This window comes from Streptomyces viridiviolaceus (assembly GCF_014650995.1).
Lineage (GTDB): Bacteria > Actinomycetota > Actinomycetes > Streptomycetales > Streptomycetaceae > Streptomyces > Streptomyces viridiviolaceus.
Map to the genome: position 1 here is coordinate 186,010 of NZ_BMWA01000009.1, position 15,575 is coordinate 201,584.

The 15,575-nt window shown below is 73.0% G+C and carries 14 protein-coding genes; 9 read left to right on the plus strand and 5 right to left on the minus strand.

Annotation, left to right across the window (positions count from 1 at the left end):
* Window positions 1-82: 82 nt before the first annotated feature.
* Both IE260_RS14935 and IE260_RS14940 read left to right on the plus strand, forming a co-directional pair.
* Complete coding sequence (locus IE260_RS14935) at window positions 83-1,468, plus strand: NsdA family TPR-like regulatory protein (RefSeq protein ID WP_189871880.1); 1,386 nt, start codon at window positions 83-85, stop codon at window positions 1,466-1,468.
* 201 nt (window positions 1,469-1,669) lie between these two features.
* Window positions 1,670-3,268, plus strand: coding sequence for a hypothetical protein (locus tag IE260_RS14940; RefSeq protein ID WP_189871882.1), 1,599 nt, complete (start codon window positions 1,670-1,672; stop codon window positions 3,266-3,268).
* A 36-nt stretch (window positions 3,269-3,304) separates the two neighbouring features.
* On the opposite strand, the gene IE260_RS14945 is transcribed toward IE260_RS14940, so the two are convergent.
* On the minus strand, window positions 3,305-4,618 hold the full coding sequence (locus IE260_RS14945) for an ABC transporter substrate-binding protein (protein WP_189871884.1): 1,314 nt from the start codon (window positions 4,616-4,618) through the stop codon (window positions 3,305-3,307).
* A gap of 117 nt (window positions 4,619-4,735) precedes the next feature.
* Between IE260_RS14945 and IE260_RS14950 the strand changes: the two genes are divergently transcribed.
* A complete protein-coding gene (locus IE260_RS14950) occupies window positions 4,736-5,236 on the plus strand; it encodes an SCO4402 family protein (RefSeq protein WP_189871886.1) in 501 nt (166 codons plus the stop codon).
* Between the two features lie 61 nt (window positions 5,237-5,297).
* Window positions 5,298-6,179, plus strand: coding sequence for a formyltetrahydrofolate deformylase (gene purU / locus IE260_RS14955; protein ID WP_189871887.1), 882 nt, complete (start codon window positions 5,298-5,300; stop codon window positions 6,177-6,179).
* Between the two features lie 154 nt (window positions 6,180-6,333).
* Here the strand turns inward: purU and IE260_RS14960 are convergent, their stop codons facing one another.
* Together IE260_RS14960 and IE260_RS14965 are read right to left on the minus strand one after the other, a co-directional pair.
* A complete protein-coding gene (locus IE260_RS14960) occupies window positions 6,334-7,716 on the minus strand; it encodes a zf-HC2 domain-containing protein (RefSeq protein ID WP_229880762.1) in 1,383 nt (460 codons plus the stop codon).
* Complete coding sequence (locus tag IE260_RS14965; protein WP_189871889.1) at window positions 7,713-8,294, minus strand: sigma-70 family RNA polymerase sigma factor; 582 nt, start codon at window positions 8,292-8,294, stop codon at window positions 7,713-7,715. Before IE260_RS14965 ends, IE260_RS14960 begins: the two co-directional genes overlap by 4 nt.
* 367 nt (window positions 8,295-8,661) lie before the next feature.
* Here IE260_RS14965 and IE260_RS14970 point away from each other — a divergent pair, with 367 nt between their 5' ends.
* The 3 genes from IE260_RS14970 (at window position 8,662) to IE260_RS14980 (ending at window position 10,850) form a co-directional block, all read left to right on the plus strand.
* On the plus strand, window positions 8,662-9,042 hold the full coding sequence (locus IE260_RS14970; protein WP_189872137.1) for an STAS domain-containing protein: 381 nt from the start codon (window positions 8,662-8,664) through the stop codon (window positions 9,040-9,042).
* A gap of 168 nt (window positions 9,043-9,210) precedes the next feature.
* Entirely contained in the window at window positions 9,211-9,723 is a 513-nt protein-coding gene (locus IE260_RS14975) for an EF-hand domain-containing protein (protein WP_189871891.1), read from the plus strand.
* A 665-nt stretch (window positions 9,724-10,388) separates the two neighbouring features.
* Window positions 10,389-10,850, plus strand: coding sequence for an ATP-binding protein (locus IE260_RS14980; RefSeq protein WP_189872139.1), 462 nt, complete (start codon window positions 10,389-10,391; stop codon window positions 10,848-10,850).
* Window positions 10,851-11,254: 404 nt separating this feature from the next.
* Here the strand turns inward: IE260_RS14980 and IE260_RS14985 are convergent, their stop codons facing one another.
* Window positions 11,255-12,337 carry a GlxA family transcriptional regulator gene (locus tag IE260_RS14985; RefSeq protein ID WP_189871893.1) on the minus strand — a complete coding sequence of 361 codons (1,083 nt, stop codon included), beginning with the start codon at window positions 12,335-12,337 and terminating at the stop codon, window positions 11,255-11,257.
* Window positions 12,338-12,408: 71 nt separating this feature from the next.
* Here IE260_RS14985 and IE260_RS14990 point away from each other — a divergent pair, with 71 nt between their 5' ends.
* Window positions 12,409-13,722, plus strand: a complete 1,314-nt coding sequence (locus tag IE260_RS14990) for an MFS transporter (protein WP_189871895.1) — start codon at window positions 12,409-12,411, stop codon at window positions 13,720-13,722.
* 46 nt (window positions 13,723-13,768) lie between these two features.
* On the opposite strand, the gene IE260_RS14995 is transcribed toward IE260_RS14990, so the two are convergent.
* Complete coding sequence (locus IE260_RS14995) at window positions 13,769-14,962, minus strand: flavin-containing monooxygenase (RefSeq protein ID WP_189871897.1); 1,194 nt, start codon at window positions 14,960-14,962, stop codon at window positions 13,769-13,771.
* A 179-nt stretch (window positions 14,963-15,141) separates the two neighbouring features.
* Here IE260_RS14995 and IE260_RS15000 point away from each other — a divergent pair, with 179 nt between their 5' ends.
* The gene (locus IE260_RS15000) at window positions 15,142-15,495 is read left to right on the plus strand and encodes a VOC family protein (protein ID WP_189871898.1); all 354 of its coding nucleotides are present in this window, start codon (window positions 15,142-15,144) and stop codon (window positions 15,493-15,495) included.
* Window positions 15,496-15,575 lie beyond the last annotated feature (80 nt).

Genomic DNA, 15,575 nt, shown 5'->3' on the forward strand with positions numbered 1-15,575 from the left:
CTCGCATTGTCGGCAGAACGGCGGGGCATTGATCTTCACGGCCGGGATCTCTTCGTTCCGCCGAGACAGCAGGGGGTACGCCATGGCCGCAAGGCCTCTCGTCGCGCGGCAGCCGAACGAACGGCTGCAGGCGCTCATCCAGGAAGCGGGCTGCTCGAACGCAGGGCTCGCCCGCAGGGTCAACATGTGCGGCGCCGAACACGGCCTCGACCTGCGGTACGACAAGACGTCCGTGGCCCGCTGGCTGCGCGGACAGCAGCCGCGGGGCAGGGCACCGGCGATCATCGCCGAGGCGCTCGGACGCAAACTCGGCCGTACGGTCACGATCGACGAGATCGGCATGGCCAACGGCAAGAACCTCGCGTCGGGCGTCGGCCTCCAGTTCTCGCCGACGGTACTGGGAGCCATCGAGCAGGTCTGCGAGTTGTGGCGCAGCGACGTGGGGCGGCGGGACTTCCTGTCCGGCTCCTCCGTCGCCGCGTCCGCGCTGGTCGAGCCCAGCCGGGACTGGCTGATCTCCGCGCCCGACTCGCAGGTGTCGCGCTCGGCCGGACCGCGGGTGGGCCAGTCCGACGTGGCCGCCGTCCGCGCGATGACGCAGGCGCTGGTGGAACTGGACCACCAGTACGGCAGCGGGCATGTGCGCCCGGTGGTCGTGCACTACCTCAACAGCGTCGTCTCCGGGCTGCTCGCGGGCTCCTACCGGGAGGCGGTGGGGCGCGAACTGTTCGCCGCCGTCGCCCGCTTGACCGAGCTCGCCGGGTACATGGCCGTCGACACCGGCCAACCGGGCCTCGCCCAGCGCTACTACATCCAGTCGCTGCGGCTCGCGCAGGCGGCCGGCGACCGCGGCTACGGCGGCTACGTGCTCGCCGCGTCCATGAGCCACCTGGCCGCGCAGCTCGGGAACCCGCGGGAGATCGCACAGTTGGCGCGCGCGGCCCAGGAAGGGGCGCGCGGGCGGGTGACACCGCGTGCGGAGGCGATGTTCCACGCGGCCGAGGCGCGCGGCCACGCGCTGCTCGGCGACGCCCGGGCCGCCCAGACGGCCGCCGGGCGCGCGGTCGACGCCCTGGAGGCCGCCGATCCGGCCACCGGGGACGATCCGGCGTGGATCGCGCACTTCGACGGGGCGTACCTCGCCGACGAGTTGGCGCACTGTCACCGCGACCTCGGGCAGGCCGACGCGGCGGCGCGGTACGCGCAGGAGTCCCTGGACGGCCACCCCGAGTCACGGGCGCGCCGGCGGGCCATCGGCTACGTGCTGCTGGCCACCGCGCAGGTGCAGCAGCGCGAGATCGAACAGGCCTGCAGTACCGGGCTGAAGGCCGTGGAACTCCTGGAGACCCTGCGTTCCAACCGCGGCGCCGAGTACCTGGAGGACTTCCAGCAACGCCTGGAGCCGTACCGGGAGGAGGCGGTGGTCAGGGAGTTCGGGGCGCGGATCGACCTGCAGGCGGCCGCGTGAACGGACGGGCCGCCGACGCGTGAACGTGCGGGAAACTCCCGCGCGCGGAGCGGAAAGGGACGTCAACAGCGCTTGGCGGCCAGGTTTTGTTACTGCGGTCACAGGGAAAAAGATCATGCCCGGTGCGGCGTGGCAGCGGGATCAGGGGACCCGGTAGCGTGAGCCGACGATTCCGAAGGTCCCCCATTCGTAGGAGTCCCGGTGACGCAGAGTGGACAGGGCGAGGAGCCCTCGCCGCGCCCCGCGCGCGAAGGCATCGTGCTGCCCTCCGACGGCAGCGCGCCCCTGCTGCCGGGCGCCCCGGCCGCCCCGCAGGCCGGCGGTCCCGCGCCCGCCTCGGCCCCGGCCGGCGGCCAGGCATGGGACCGGCCCTGGGGCCCCGAGCAGCAGCAGAGCCCGCCGCCCGGACAGGGATGGCCCGCCGCGCCCGGCCAGTCCTGGGGGTCTGCCGGGCCCTCCGCGCCGGCCGCCCCGCACGCCTGGCCCGCGACGGGCGAGGCGCCCGGCGGCATGCCGCCCCAGGCCGGTCCGGGTCCGCTGCCCCCGGAGGGCGCGCAGGCCCCGGCGTACGGCGCACCGGACCCCGCCTACGGCGCGCAGCCGGTGTACGGGCCGAACGGCCAGGTGTCCGCCCCCCTTCCGCCGGCCGACGAGGGAGCCACCCAGTACCTGCCGCCCGTGGGGACTTCCGCCCACGAGGGGGCGACGCAGTACATACCCCCCGTCGCGCCCGGTGCGCTGCCGCCCGAGAGACCCGTCGAGACCCCCTCCGAGCAGACGCGTTTCCTGGGCCGGGCACCCCAGCACGCCCCGCATCCCGGTGCCGGGCCGATGCCGTCCGGCCCCGGCCCCGCCCCCGTCCCGAACCCGGACGCCGAGGCCACGCAGTACATCGCGCCCGTGCCCGGGGGGCCCACCGCGGCGCCGTACGGTGCCGCGCCGGGCGGTGACGAGAGCCGGCAGCCGCCGGCCGAGTTCGACAACCTCTTCCGCAGCGCGCCGGGCGGCGACAGCCCGGCCTCCGCCACGCAGCAGCTGCCCCGCTTCGACGAGCCGCAGCCCCCGCAGCCCGCCGGCCGGTCCGGATACGCCCCGCAGGGCCCCGGCTCCGGCCGCCGGCGCGGCGGCCACGACGGTGACGGCGGCCGGGGCGGCCGCGGCGGGCGGACGGGTTCGCGTCTGCCGCTGCTCGCGGCCGTCGGCGTCGGCATCGCGGTCGTCGGCATCGGTGCCGGCGCGCTGCTGGCCGGCGGGGGCGGCGAGGAGGACGAGGGCGGCAACCAGACCGTGTCCGCCACGGCTCCCGCGACGTCGGAGTCGGCGTCCGCGTCGCCGTCCGCCGACCCGGTGCGGCAGCAGGCCGTGGAGCTGGACAAGCTGCTGGCCGACAGCGGCAGCAGCCGGACCGCGGTGATCAACGCCGTGGAGGACGTGAAGTCCTGCGACAACCTCGCCCAGGCGGCCAAGGACCTGCGCGACGCGGCCGAGCAGCGCACCGGACTGGTCACCAGCCTGTCCCAGCTGTCCGTGGACAAGCTGCCCGACCACGCCGAGCTGACGGCGGCGCTGACCAAGGCGTGGCAGGCGTCGGCGTCGGCCGACAACCACTACGCGGCGTGGGCCGACCAGGTCGCCGGCGACAAGGGCTGCAAGAAGGGCAAGGCCCGCGTGACCGGCCAGGCCCAGGCCGGCAACCGGGCGAGCGGCACCGCCAGCACCGAGAAGACCAAGGCCGCCAAGCTCTGGAACGCGATCGCCCAGCGGTACGGCCTGACCGAGCGCCGGCCCACCCAGCTGTGAGGCGCGCGGGCGGGCCCCCGGCCCGCCCGTACCGGCTCAGGCCACGTCGGCGTTCTGCAGAGCCTGCGTGGTGTCGACCGAACCCCTGCTGGCGGACACCAGCCGCCCCTGCCGTACCACCTGCAGCGTGACCTCGGTGTTGACCAGGCGCGGGAAGCCGACCGAGGCCAGCTTGTCCTGGAACTTCCACTGGAGCGTCGGCGTGAGCCCGCCCGTGCCGACCTTCAGGCCGCCGTCCAGGGCGCCGGTGATGCTGTCGGCCGTGACCTCGCCGTCGCCGAGCGACTCGACGACCTCCTTGAAGACGGTGTACGCGATCCAGGTGGTCTGCACCCCGGCGTCCGCCGGATCGATGCTGTTGTCGCCGAACGCCTGCTCCTGGATCACCTTCTTCATCCCGTCCCAGCGCTCGTCGCTCGCCGCCGGGTACCAGCCGGTGACGTACGCCCCCTCGTACGGGCCCGACTCCCCGCCGGTCGCGTTGATCGTCGTCTGGTCGACGCTGCCGAGCACGGAGCCGGTCCGCACCTCGGGATAGTCCTGGCGGGCCCGCCGGAAGGAGTCCATGAAGGTGTTGGTGCGGTCCCCGAGCGCCGGCACCACGCAGCCCTGCTCCACCGGGTCGGTGGTCGTGCGCTGCAGCGCCTGCTCGGACTGGCCGTCGTACTCGGTGGCGTCCTCCTCGGCCCGCTGGTCGAGGGCCGGCGCGTGCCCGCCCGAGGTCAGCCCGGAGTCGAGCAGCGCGGGCAGCTGGTCGCCCGCGATGGTGTCGGGGCGGATGAGCGCGACCGGACCGCAGTTCTCGGCGAGCGCGTTGCCGAGGCCGGCCAGCAGCGCGGGCTGGCCCCCGTTGACCGGGTAGGACAGCGGACTGGTGAACTCGGTGTTGGTGATGCCGTAGCCGCCGATGTACGGGATCCCGGCGCCCTCCAGCGGCGGGAAGAACGCGTCGGCGTACTGGCTGTAGGAGCCGACGACCGCGACCGCCTTCTCCTTGACGGCCTGCCGGGCGCACTTCGCGGCGGCCACGCTGTCGTTGTGGTCGTTGCAGGTCAGGACCCTCAGCTCGCGCCCGTTGATGCCCCCGTGGGCGTTGATCCAGCGGGCGTAGGCGCGGGCGAAGGCGGGCATGCCCGGCTTGTTGGTCGCGGCCGTCTCCTGCGGCGCCCAGGTCATGACGGTGATCGGATCGTCCCCGGAGCCCCCCGTGCCACCGGGGACGATCCCGCAGCCGACGGCGAGCGACGCACACGCCACCAGCGCACCCGCGCCCAGCGCGGTCCGGGTGGTCCGGGAGCGGCCGGGGAGGCCGCTGAGGGAAGTGCTGCGGTTGCGTCGCCTGCCGGTCATGTACCCGCACGATTCCCTCACACGGCTAACCCGGGAGTGATCTTCGGTCAACGCATGGTGACGCGGAGGTGAATAGCGGGGGCCTGTCGGGCGCGGTCGGGGCGGAACGTACGATCGATGACCGTGCAAGGTTCGGAGAAAGCTTCCCGTCGCGGCCGTCGCTCCTCCACCATGGGCGGCATGCCACTCAACGACATGCCGTGGTGGCGCTGGCGCAGCCAGGTGCGCTCCGCGCTGCACATGCTCTCCGCCCCCGCCTTCCAGCGGGACGTCTGGCTGGCCGGCGTGGACGGCTACGGAGACGTCACCGACGCGGTGTACCGGCTGGTGGAGGACACCTGGCTGGACCACTGGTCCGCCGAGAAGTACGTGGGCACCATATTCCGCGACTCACAAGAGGCGGCCCTCGTCGACACGGCCGTCCTGCGCGTGCTGCGGATCATGCACCAGGTGGGGCCGGACGCGCCGGTTCACGCCTACCTCGACCACCCGGACTGGCCGGAGGCGGTGCGCGCGGCCCGTGACGCGCATGTGCGCCTGGCCACCGGCGACGGGGACGAGCCGGACGAGGCTCCTCGCAGCCTGGAGGTCCTGCGGATCATGACCCGGTCCGCCTGACCCGTTCCGTCCGGCGGGACGGCCGGGCGTGACGGTGGCCGGATATGGGACCCTGTCCTGCATGAACGAGCAGTCCAGCGCCGCCGCCGCCCCGGCCGACCAGTACGTCCTCACCCTGTCCTGCCCCGACAAGCAGGGCATCGTGCACGCCGTGTCGAGCTACCTGTTCATGACCGGCTGCAACATCGAGGACAGCCAGCAGTTCGGCGACCACGACACGGGACTGTTCTTCATGCGCGTCCACTTCTCGGCCGAGGCGCCGGTGACCGTGGACAAGCTGCGCGCCAGCTTCGCGGCGATCGGTGACTCCTTCCACATGGACTGGCAGATCCACCGGGCCGAGGACAAGATGCGCATCGTGCTGATGGTCAGCAAGTTCGGGCACTGCCTGAACGACCTGCTCTTCCGCGCCCGGATCGGCGCGCTGCCGGTGGAGATCGCCGCAGTGGTGTCCAATCACACCGACTTCGCCGAACTGGTGGGGTCGTACGACATCCCCTTCCACCACATCCCCGTGACGAGGGAAAGCAAGCCGGAGGCCGAGGCACGGCTGCTGGAGATCGTCCGCGAGGAGAACGTGGAACTGGTCGTGCTGGCCCGTTACATGCAGGTCCTCTCGGACGACCTGTGCAAGGCGCTCAGCGGCCGGATCATCAACATCCACCACTCCTTCCTGCCGAGCTTCAAGGGCGCCAAGCCCTACCACCAGGCGCACGCCCGGGGCGTGAAGCTGATCGGCGCGACCGCGCACTACGTGACCGCCGACCTCGACGAGGGGCCGATCATCGAGCAGGAGGTCGAGCGGGTCGGCCACGACGCCACGCCGGACCAGCTGGTCGCCGTCGGACGGGACGTGGAGTGCCAGGCGCTGGCCCGGGCCGTGAAGTGGCACGCCGAACGCCGGATCCTGCTGAACGGGCGGCGGACGGTGGTGTTCGCCTAGGAGTTGGGGGTTCTGTTTCGAGGGCGGCTGCGGGCGGTCGGTGGCTGGTCGCGCTCCCCGCGCCCCTTCAGGTACGTCCACTGCACGTACTCAGGGGGGAACCGCGCGGGCAACCACGGCTCAGCCGCAGCCGCCGGTGAACCTCTGCACACCCCTACATCCTGCTCAAGCTCGCCGCGGCGAACAGCACGTCCCTGATCGCCTCCCGGTCCCCGACCTGACCCGCTGCCGCTTCCACAGGAGACACGTGGCCCGCGGCCAGCCGGCAGAACTCCACGCCGTCCAGGGCGACGTGCGCCACCTCGTGGTCGGCGGAGCCCACCGCGCCGGGGGAGTCCAGCGGAATGAGCCACTCGCCGCCGCCCGAGCCCTCGATCTCCAGCCGCAGACTGCGCCCCGGCTCACCCGCGGCGACCAGATGCCGGCGGGTGCCGCCCGGGGACAGCCCGGCCAGACGCCGTGCCGCCAGCACGTCCGGCAGCAGCCGGGCCGCGAGGTCGATCATGCGGTTCAGATGGCGCGGGGCGGGCGGCTCGTACGGGTAGTCCACGGCTTCGGCGATGTCCTCGGCGTGCACCCAGCACTCGAACGCCCGGTCCAGCATCGCGTCGTGCAACGGCAGCTCGAAGTCGCCGTACGAGACGGGCATCCGGCCCGAGCGGCTGCCGGTGAACGACGCGGTCCGGACGATGCCGTGGCTCTGCTCACGCCAGGGCCCCCGCACCGCGCGGGTGGGCGGGTAGTGCGAGGCACGCCAGTACGCCTCGGTGCGGCTCGCCGGTGCCGGCGTCGGCGCCGTGATCTCGCCCAGCGGGTCGGCGAGTCCGAGGGCGACGGCGACCAGCCCGTCGACCGTCAGCAGATGTGCGATGACCCCGGCGACGGTCGTACGGCGGCTCGCGGTGCCGTCGGCCTCGAACCAGCGCAGCCGCACCGGCGCATGCCACTCGGAGTCCCCGAAGTCCTGCAGCAGCGCGTCCAGCCGCGCGGTCTCCGCGTCGTACGGGGCGGCCCACTCGGGCACCGGGATGCGCGGCGGACGCCGCTCCAGGCAGCCCTCCAGGACTCGGGTGCGCAGGGCGGGATCCAGGTCCAGGCTCTCGGGGCGCTGGAGCAGCACGACGGCCTCGCGCAGGCGCAGCGCCTCGTCGGCGCAGGCTCCGCACTCGCCGAGGTGCTCATCGACGGCCGCCGACTCCTCCGGGGAGCAGGCGGCCAGCGCCCAGGCACCGAGGAGCGACTTCAGCACGGGGTGCTCCAGCACGAGCGGCACGGTACGCCCCGGGGAGGGCAACGGGTCCTCGCCGTCCTCCACGGAGGCCCGTGGCAGCGGTATGCGGGGTGCCGGCTTGGCGCCATCGAGCGGAACGGGCCCGTCCGGCGCCTCGGGGCCGCCCGGGTCCGCCGATCCGCCGACCACGTCCGGCTCATCCGGCTTCCCGAGCGTTTCCGGCTCCCCCGGGCCGGGGGCCGCGGCGTCGCCGCCGTTCCCGTCGGTGCGGTCGAACCCCTCGTTCTCTTCGTACGCGCCGCTCACGCCGCACCTCCGTATCCGGGCGGGGCCCCGGGAGAGCCGGCGTCGTGGGCGGTGGCGAGCAGCTGCAGGCCCAGGCGCAGGCGGCGGCGGGCCTCGTCCTCGGTGACGCCGAGGTCGGTGGCGGTCTGGCGGTAGTCGCGGCGCTGGAAGTAGGCCAGCTCCAGGGCGGCCCGCAGCGGGGCCGGCATGGACTGGACGATGTAGTCGGCGCGGGCCGCGACCGAGGCGTGGCGCACCTTGCGCTCCAGTTCTTCGGCGGTGCCGGGGCCGCCGCGCGCGAGGGCGGCCGTCTCGGTGACGCGCAGCCGCTGTACGGCCAGGCGGTGGGTGAGCGTGGCGATCCAGCTGCGCAGCGGGCCCTGCTTGGGGTCGTAGGCGTCCGGATGCTCCCAGACGTGCGCGAAGACGTCGCGTGTGATGCCGTCGGCGGCCCGCTCGTCCCCCAGGACGCGGTGCGCGAGGCCGTGCACCAGCGAGGCGAACCGGTCGTAGAGCTCGCCGAGGGCGGCGGCCTCGCCGCGTGCGAGCCGCTGCTGCATCTTGCGGTCCCAGCGGAGCGGTACGTCCTTCTTCGCCATGCGACCCCTCACCCCCTGTTCGTACCCGACGGCCGGGCCGGTCCCGTTCCGCGTCCAGCGTGCTGCCACCGTCTCCTCGAATGTAGTCGGCACGCCCGACGGCGCACGCCCCTTTGTGCCATTGCGCGCCCCGGAGGGACCGCTGGTGGTAGGGGCTCCTTCCGCTTCCTCCCGGCGCGTCTACCCTTCATCTTGCGACCGGATTCGATCGAACAGGATCGAAACCGTCTGAAACAAGCCGTTTCTGGTCGGCTCTCGTTTTCCACAGGGTGTTTGCGGGCACGGCCGGTGGGCAGGCGCGCGCCCAAGAAGCGTAGGCGTGGCTTCCGTTTCAGGTGATTGCAGAACGTACCGGCGAATGAAGGGCATGGTGGTGACGTTCAACGTGACCGGCGGTGAGCAGGGCCAGTGGGCCGTGCTCCAGGTGTCGGGCGAACTGGACCTGGTGACGTCACCGGTGCTGCGCCAGCGCGTGCACGACGTGGTGGCCGAGGGGCAGCACAGTCTCGTCCTCGACCTCTCGGAGGTCCTGTTCTGCGACTCCAGCGGAGTCGGCGTCCTCATCGCCTCCCGGCGGCTGATCCGCTCCTGCCAGGGCCGGCTCCGCCTGATCCTGCCGGCCCGGGGAGCGGTCGACGGCTCGCACGTCAACCGGGTCCTCGGCGCACTGGGCGTGCGCCGGCTCTTCGACGTCCACCCCGACCTCGCCTCGGCGACCGGCGACGAACAGCGCCCGCTGTCCGCCTAGGCCGTACCCCCGCGGGGCCGGACGTGTGCCGTCTTCGCCACACCCTTGTCCCGGAATTCACCCGGTCCTGGCACAGGCGTCGCTTTCCGGCTCCCGGACGGCCTCCGGCGTCGTACGCTCCGTCCGAGACGCACCCACCGACGTACACGTAAGGCGGCCAGAAAAGAGATGGTCAGCAGCGAGAACGAGCGCAGGATCGCCGCCCGGTTCGCCACCTTCGACCAGGACGGCAACGGCTACATCGACCGCGAGGACTTCAGCGGAGCGGCCAAGGCGCTGCTCGCCGAGTTCGGTACACCGGCCCGCTCGGACAAGGGCCAGGCCCTGTACGGCGGTGCCGAGGCCTTCTGGCAGGGCATGGCCGGCATCGCGGACCGGGACGGCGATCAGCGCATCACACGCGAGGAGTTCGTCACCGGCGCGGTCAAGCGCCTGCGTGACAACCCCGACCGGTTCGCGGAGATCGCCCGTCCGTTCCTGCACGCGGCCCTGGACGTCGCCGACGCCGACGGTGACGGGGCCGCCACCGTCGCGGACGCCGCGCGGGTGCTCACCGTGCTCGGCGTGCCCGAGGACGTCGCGCTGACCGCCGCCGCCGCGCTCGACATCGACGGCGACGGCAAGGTGGGGGAGGCGGAGGTCGTTCCCGCCTTCGCCCGCTACTTCACCGTGCCCGAGTGACGTTGACGTCACCGCACCGGAACGACGCCTCGGCGGCTCGCACTTGAGTGCCCGCCGAGGCGTCGTGCAACACGCCCGGGCGCACACCCGACGTACCGTACCCCTCACGAAGAGTGATCAGGTACTCGTTGTCGGCCGGTCTCCCGTAGCGGGCGAACCGCCTCTGTCCTGCGATGTCTTCGATGACGCCCGTGCGGATGTCGCGGATCGTGGCACACCTCGATCACGGAGAGTCGATGCTGTGTCGTGCCGGTCGGGCGACCCGTCACGGCCCGGAGTCGACACCGTACTCGGGTACCTTGTGTGAGATGCGAGTGGTTCCGAGCGCAAGCCGTGCCGGTGTTGCCCCTGGGGTGGCTCCGGGTCCGGCGGTGCGCGCCTTTGCTCGCGGGGCAGAACGGCCTTCGGCCGCTGCCTGTTCGACTCCCCACAACGAGCGTCGCACAGTATGCCGCACGGGTAATCCTTCGCGCTGGAATATGCCCGAAGCGCTTGTTGGGGTGACTGTACGTCAACCATGCTGTCTCACAAGGGACTCACGTTCCGTGATCTCTGACTCGGCCGTTGTTCTGGTCATGCAGAAAATGGCTACGATCGTGGCCCTCGTGAGGCGCGAGCCTTTGTGTCCGCCGGTTCGGATGGTGTGAGCGGTGCAGGTGCTTCAAGTGCAGCTGGAGATCCGGCCCGACCCCGCGGAGGTGGGGCGGGCGCGGCGGTGGGCGCGCTCGCGGCTCGTCGGCGCGGGGATACAGGACGACGAGCCGCTCGCCGAGACGCTGGTCCTGCTCGTCTCCGAACTCGTCACCAACGCCGTGGTGCACACCGGGCGTCCGGCCGTGCTGCGGCTCTCCCTGCCGGGGGCGGTGACCGAGGAGGTCACGGTGCGCCTCGAAGTGGACGACGCCAGCGACCGGGCCCCGGTGCCCCGGTGTGTGGACGGCGACGCGACGGGCGGCCGGGGGCTCGCCCTCGTCGACGGTCTCGCCGACCGCTGGGGCTGGAGCCGTGAGGGCGCCGGCAAGCGTATCTGGTGCGAACTGGACCGCTGTGCCGGGCGGCAGGAGGCCGCACCGGCCTGCGGCGGCGGATCGGTGACGTACGAAGGGCTCGCGTACGAGGCCGTATAGGGGCACGGGGGCACGGGTGCCCGGCTCTCCGCGATCGAGGCGCCTGAGTGCGCCGGTGTGTGCTTCCGTGCGCTTGCGTCCCGAACAGTACGTCAGTGATGAACGCCCTATTGGGTGTTGACGGCCCGTGACCGTGTGATCACGCTGGTAGTCGACGATTCGCCGCGAGGGGACGACGAGGGCAGCCCGGTGACGGTGCCCTCGACGAGTGTGAGTCGTGATTCGGCGTCGGTTCTCCCGGGGGAATGGGGAACCGGGGCGGGAGCGCCGGAGTCGGTCGGCGGCGTGCGGTGCCGTGCTCGGGGCGGACAGCGCCGCGCCGCCGACCGTGGGGGGCGCCGGCAGTGCCGGGCCGCATCCCGAAAAGTTGTCCACAGCCTGTGGATGCTCGGTGGGTGTGCCGGCTACTTGCCGGGCGCGGTCCTCGCCGCGGCGTACGTGCGCGGAGGGAGACCGCCGCGGGAGTCGCCGGCTCCGTCCCCGGCCCGGAAGGTGCGCCGGTACGCGGTCGGCGTGACACCGAGCGCCGCCTGAAGGTGCTGACGCATCGACTGGGCCGTGCCGAAGCCCGCGTCGCGGGCCACCTGGTCGACGGACAGGTCGGTGGACTCCAGCAGATGCCGGGCCCGTTCGACGCGCTGCTGGGTCAGCCACTGCCCCGGGCTGATGCCGACCTCCTCGCGGAAGCGGCGGGTGAAGGTCCGCACGGACATGGATTCCTGCGCGGCCATGTCCCTCAGCTGGATCGGCTCCTGGAGGCGTCCGAGAGCCCAGGCCCGGGCGCTGGTCGTGGACGACTGCTGCGGGTCGGGGACCGGCCGCTCGATGTACTGCGCCTGCCCGCCGTCGCGGTAGGGCGGGACGACCGTCCGGCGGGCCACCTCGTTGGCGACGGCGGTGCCGTGGTCCCGGCGCACGATGTGCACGCACAGGTCGATCCCGGCCGCCACCCCGGCCGAGGTCAGCACGTCGCCGTCGTCGATGAACAGCACGTCCGCGTCCACCCGGACCTTGGGGAAGAGCCGCTGGAAGTGCTCGGCCGAGGCCCAGTGCGTGGTCGCCGGGCGGCCGTCGAGGTGTCCGGCGGCGGCGAGGACGTAGCCACCGGTGCAGATGGCGACGAGCCGGGTGCCGGGGCGGATCAGGGCGAGCGCGGCGGCCAGTTCCTCGGTCAGCACGCCCTCCTCGTGGACCGGGCCGAGCTCGTAGGAGGCCGGGATGACGACGGTGTCGGCGGTGGCCAGGGCCTCCGGGCCGTTCTCGACCAGGATCGCGAAGTCCGCGTCGGTGTCGACCGGCCCCGGCGGGCGGACGGAGCAGGTGACGACCTCGTACAGCCGCCGGTTCCGCTCGTCCTTGGCGCGTCCGAAGATGCGCTGCGGGATGCCCAGTTCGAAGGGGAGCAGCCCGTCGAGGGCGAGGACGACGACGCGGTGCGGCCGGAAGCCCTGTCCCGGGGCCGCGTCCTGATCCGTTGCGTTCTCCATGGCCCGATCCTAGCGAACACTGTCTGTCGGGCCACTCGATCGAGTGCGTCCCGCACCGGAAGCTTCATGACGTGACCGAGACAACCGACACCGCAACCGCAGTGGAACAGCCCCAGGACGCCCGGCCGCCGCGCCGCACCCGGGTGCACCGTGCCTGGTTCGTCGCCGCCGTCACCTTCGTGACGATCATCGGCGCAGCCGCCTTCCGGTCCGTGCCCGGCCTCCTCATCGACCCGCTCCACCAGGAGTTCGGCTGGTCACGCGGCACGATCGGCGCCGCCGTCTCCGTCAACCTCGCGCTGTACGGACTGACGGCTCCCTTCGCGGCGGCGCTGATGGACCGCTTCGGCATCCGGCGCGTGGTCGCGGTCGCCCTGACGGTCATCGCACTCGGCTCCGGTCTGACGGTGTGGATGGACTCCGCCTGGCAGCTGCTGCTGTGCTGGGGCCTGCTGGTCGGCCTCGGCTCCGGCTCGATGGCGCTGGCGTTCGCGGCCACCGTCACCAACCGCTGGTTCACCGAGCGGCGCGGCCTGGTCAGCGGCATCCTCACCGCCGCGTCCGCCTCCGGGCAGCTGATCTTCCTGCCGGTGCTGTCCTGGATGGTCGAGCGCCACGACTGGCGCCCGGCGGCCGTCACGGTCGCGCTCGCCGCCCTCGCCGTCGTCCCCTTCGTCTGGCTGCTGCTGCACGACCACCCGGCCGACGTCGGCCAGAAGCCTTACGGCGCCGAGGAGTTCGTCCCCAAGCCCGCGCCCGTCCCCGGCGCCGCCCGCCGCGCGCTCACGGTCCTCTTCTCGGCCGTGCGCACCGGCCCGTTCTGGCTGCTGGCCGGCACCTTCGCGATCTGCGGCGCCTCGACCAACGGCCTGATCCAGACCCACTTCGTGCCGGCCGCCCACGACCACGGCATGCCCGTCACGGCCGCCGCCTCGCTGCTCGCCGTCATCGGCGTGTTCGACGTGGTCGGCACCATCGCCTCCGGCTGGTTCACCGACCGCTTCGAACCGCGCCGGCTGCTCGCCGTGTACTACGCCCTGCGCGGCGTCTCCCTGCTCTTCCTCCCGATGCTGCTGGCGCCCAGCGTCCACCCGCCGATGATCTTCTTCATCGTCTTCTACGGCCTCGACTGGGTCGCCACCGTCCCGCCCACCCTCGCCCTGTGCCGCGAGCAGTACGGCGACGACAGCGCGATCGTCTTCGGCTGGGTCCTCGCCTCCCACCAGGTCGGCGCCGCCCTCGTCGCCTTCCTCGGCGGCGTCGCCCGCGACACGTTCGGCTCCTACGACGTCGTCTGGTACGCCTCCGGCGCCCTGTGCGCGGCGGCGGCCCTGATGGCCCTGGTGATCCGGCGGCGCCCGGCTCGGGCGATCGCGGTGTCCTGACCGCGCGTCGGCCTCCCCGGGGGCGGGCGAACGCGTGCGCGGACCCTCAGCCGGGCAGTCGCGGGACCGCGCCCGCGCTCTGCTTCACGACGGCCTTGGCGATCAGCTCCGCGTCGATCGCCAGTTCGCGGAGCATGCCGCTGATCGGGTTGGTGAAGCCGGTGAAGTACAGGCCGGGGGCGTTCCGCGGGGTTCGGGCGGCCCGGGCGGTCGGCCTGCCGTGTGCGTCGAGCACGCCGAGGTGGCCCACCAGCCCCTCCAGGCCCCGGCGGTACCCGGTGGCGGCGATCACCGCGTCCGGGGCGATGCGGGTGCCGTCGGCGAGGATCGTCTTGCCGGCCTCGAAGCCGTCGACGGCGGCCACGATCTCGACCCGGCCCCGGCGCACGGCGTCGATCAGGCCGACGTCCTGCACCGGGACGGCGCCCTCGGTGACCCGACTGTAGAGGCCGGTGCCCGGCCGGGCCAGTCCGTGGGCCGACAGGTCGGGCACGCTGATCCGGGCCAGTGGCCGGGCGAGCCGGTCGACGAGGCCGACGGGCAGCCGCCGGACGAGGACGCCCGTGTACTGGGCGGGCCAGCCGGCGGTGGAGCGGCGGACGATGTGCGGCGGGGTGCGCACGGACAGGCGGACCCGCGAGGCGCCGCCCTCCACCAGGTCCACGGCGATCTCCGCCCCGGTGTTGCCGGCGCCCACGACGAGGACGTCGCGGCCCGCGTAGGGAGCCGGGGCGCGGTACGCGGAGGCGTGCAGGAACTCCCCGGTGTACGTGTCGCGGCCGGGCCAGTCCGGCACGTGCGGGGTGTGGTTGTGGCCGGTGGCGACCACGACCGCGGCGCCGGTCAGCCGGCGGCCGCCGGTGGCGCTCAGCAGCCAGCCGGCGTCGTCGGGCGCGCGCTCGACGCGGGAGACCTCGACGCCGGTGACGACCTCCAGACGATGGTGCTCGGCGTACGTCTCCAGGTACCGCACCACGTCGTCGCGGGCCGGCCACCGCCCGAAGCGGCGCGGCATCGGCAGGCCCGGCAGCGAGGACAGACGGCGCGTGGTGTGCAGGCGCAGCCGGTCGTAGTGGCGCCGCCAGGAGGCGCCGACGCGGTCGGACCGCTCCAGGACGACGGCCCGTACGCCCCGCGCGCGCAGGGCGTACGCGACGGCGAGGCCGCCCGGGCCGCCGCCGATGACGTAGACGGGGCGGTCCGCCGGTGACGGGTCGGTGGACGCTGTGGAGTCGGCCATGCCGCGAGCGTAATCGCGCACCGACTTGATGGGTCTCGGTCAAGACCGGAATCGGTTGCGGATCGATCACGGTGTCCGCGCTCGGGCCGGTGAGGTGGCGCGGAACGGTCCGCGGCCGACAGGGGCGTGAGGCGGGCCGGGACCTGTCCCTCGCGGCCCGGCACGTCTAAGCTCGCCGGATGACCTTGGAATGGGAACAGGTGATCGTCCACTCCGAAGACCCGGCGGCCCTGGGGCAGTGGTGGGCCGACGCTCTCGGCTGGGTGGTGGTCCACTCCTCCGACGAGGAGTTCGAGATCCGCCCGGAGCCGGATCGCCTGCCGGGGCTGGACTTCGTCCGGCTCGACGAGAGCAAGAAGGTCAAGAGCCGACTGCACCTCGACTTCAGGCCCGACGACCAGGACGCCGAGGTGGCTCGTCTTCTGGCGCACGGCGCACGGCGCGTCGACATCGGCCAGGGTGATCAACCGTGGGTCGTCCTGGCGGACCCCGAAGGCAACGAGTTCTGTGTCCTCGGCCGGCGGCGTCCGTAAGGCTGTCGACGCCGTGTGGAGCGGGCGCGGACCGGTTGTCACGCCCTGGCCGGCTGGACCGGTGCGGTCCGATTGAATGA

Excerpts from the sequence above, each read along its gene's own strand:
- IE260_RS14975 (WP_189871891.1), top strand. The coding sequence starts at position 9,211 with ATGGTCAGCAGCGAGAACGAGCGCAGGATCGCCGCCCGGTTCGCCACC.
- IE260_RS14945 (WP_189871884.1), bottom strand. The coding sequence starts at position 4,618 with ATGACCGGCAGGCGACGCAACCGCAGCACTTCCCTCAGCGGCCTCCCC.
- IE260_RS14965 (WP_189871889.1), bottom strand. The coding sequence starts at position 8,294 with ATGGCGAAGAAGGACGTACCGCTCCGCTGGGACCGCAAGATGCAGCAG.
- IE260_RS14935 (WP_189871880.1), top strand. The coding sequence starts at position 83 with ATGGCCGCAAGGCCTCTCGTCGCGCGGCAGCCGAACGAACGGCTGCAG.
- purU (WP_189871887.1), top strand. The coding sequence starts at position 5,298 with ATGAACGAGCAGTCCAGCGCCGCCGCCGCCCCGGCCGACCAGTACGTC.
- IE260_RS14970 (WP_189872137.1), top strand. The coding sequence starts at position 8,662 with ATGGTGGTGACGTTCAACGTGACCGGCGGTGAGCAGGGCCAGTGGGCC.
- IE260_RS14995 (WP_189871897.1), bottom strand. The coding sequence starts at position 14,962 with ATGGCCGACTCCACAGCGTCCACCGACCCGTCACCGGCGGACCGCCCC.
- IE260_RS15000 (WP_189871898.1), top strand. The coding sequence starts at position 15,142 with ATGACCTTGGAATGGGAACAGGTGATCGTCCACTCCGAAGACCCGGCG.
- IE260_RS14985 (WP_189871893.1), bottom strand. The coding sequence starts at position 12,337 with ATGGAGAACGCAACGGATCAGGACGCGGCCCCGGGACAGGGCTTCCGG.
- IE260_RS14950 (WP_189871886.1), top strand. The coding sequence starts at position 4,736 with ATGACCGTGCAAGGTTCGGAGAAAGCTTCCCGTCGCGGCCGTCGCTCC.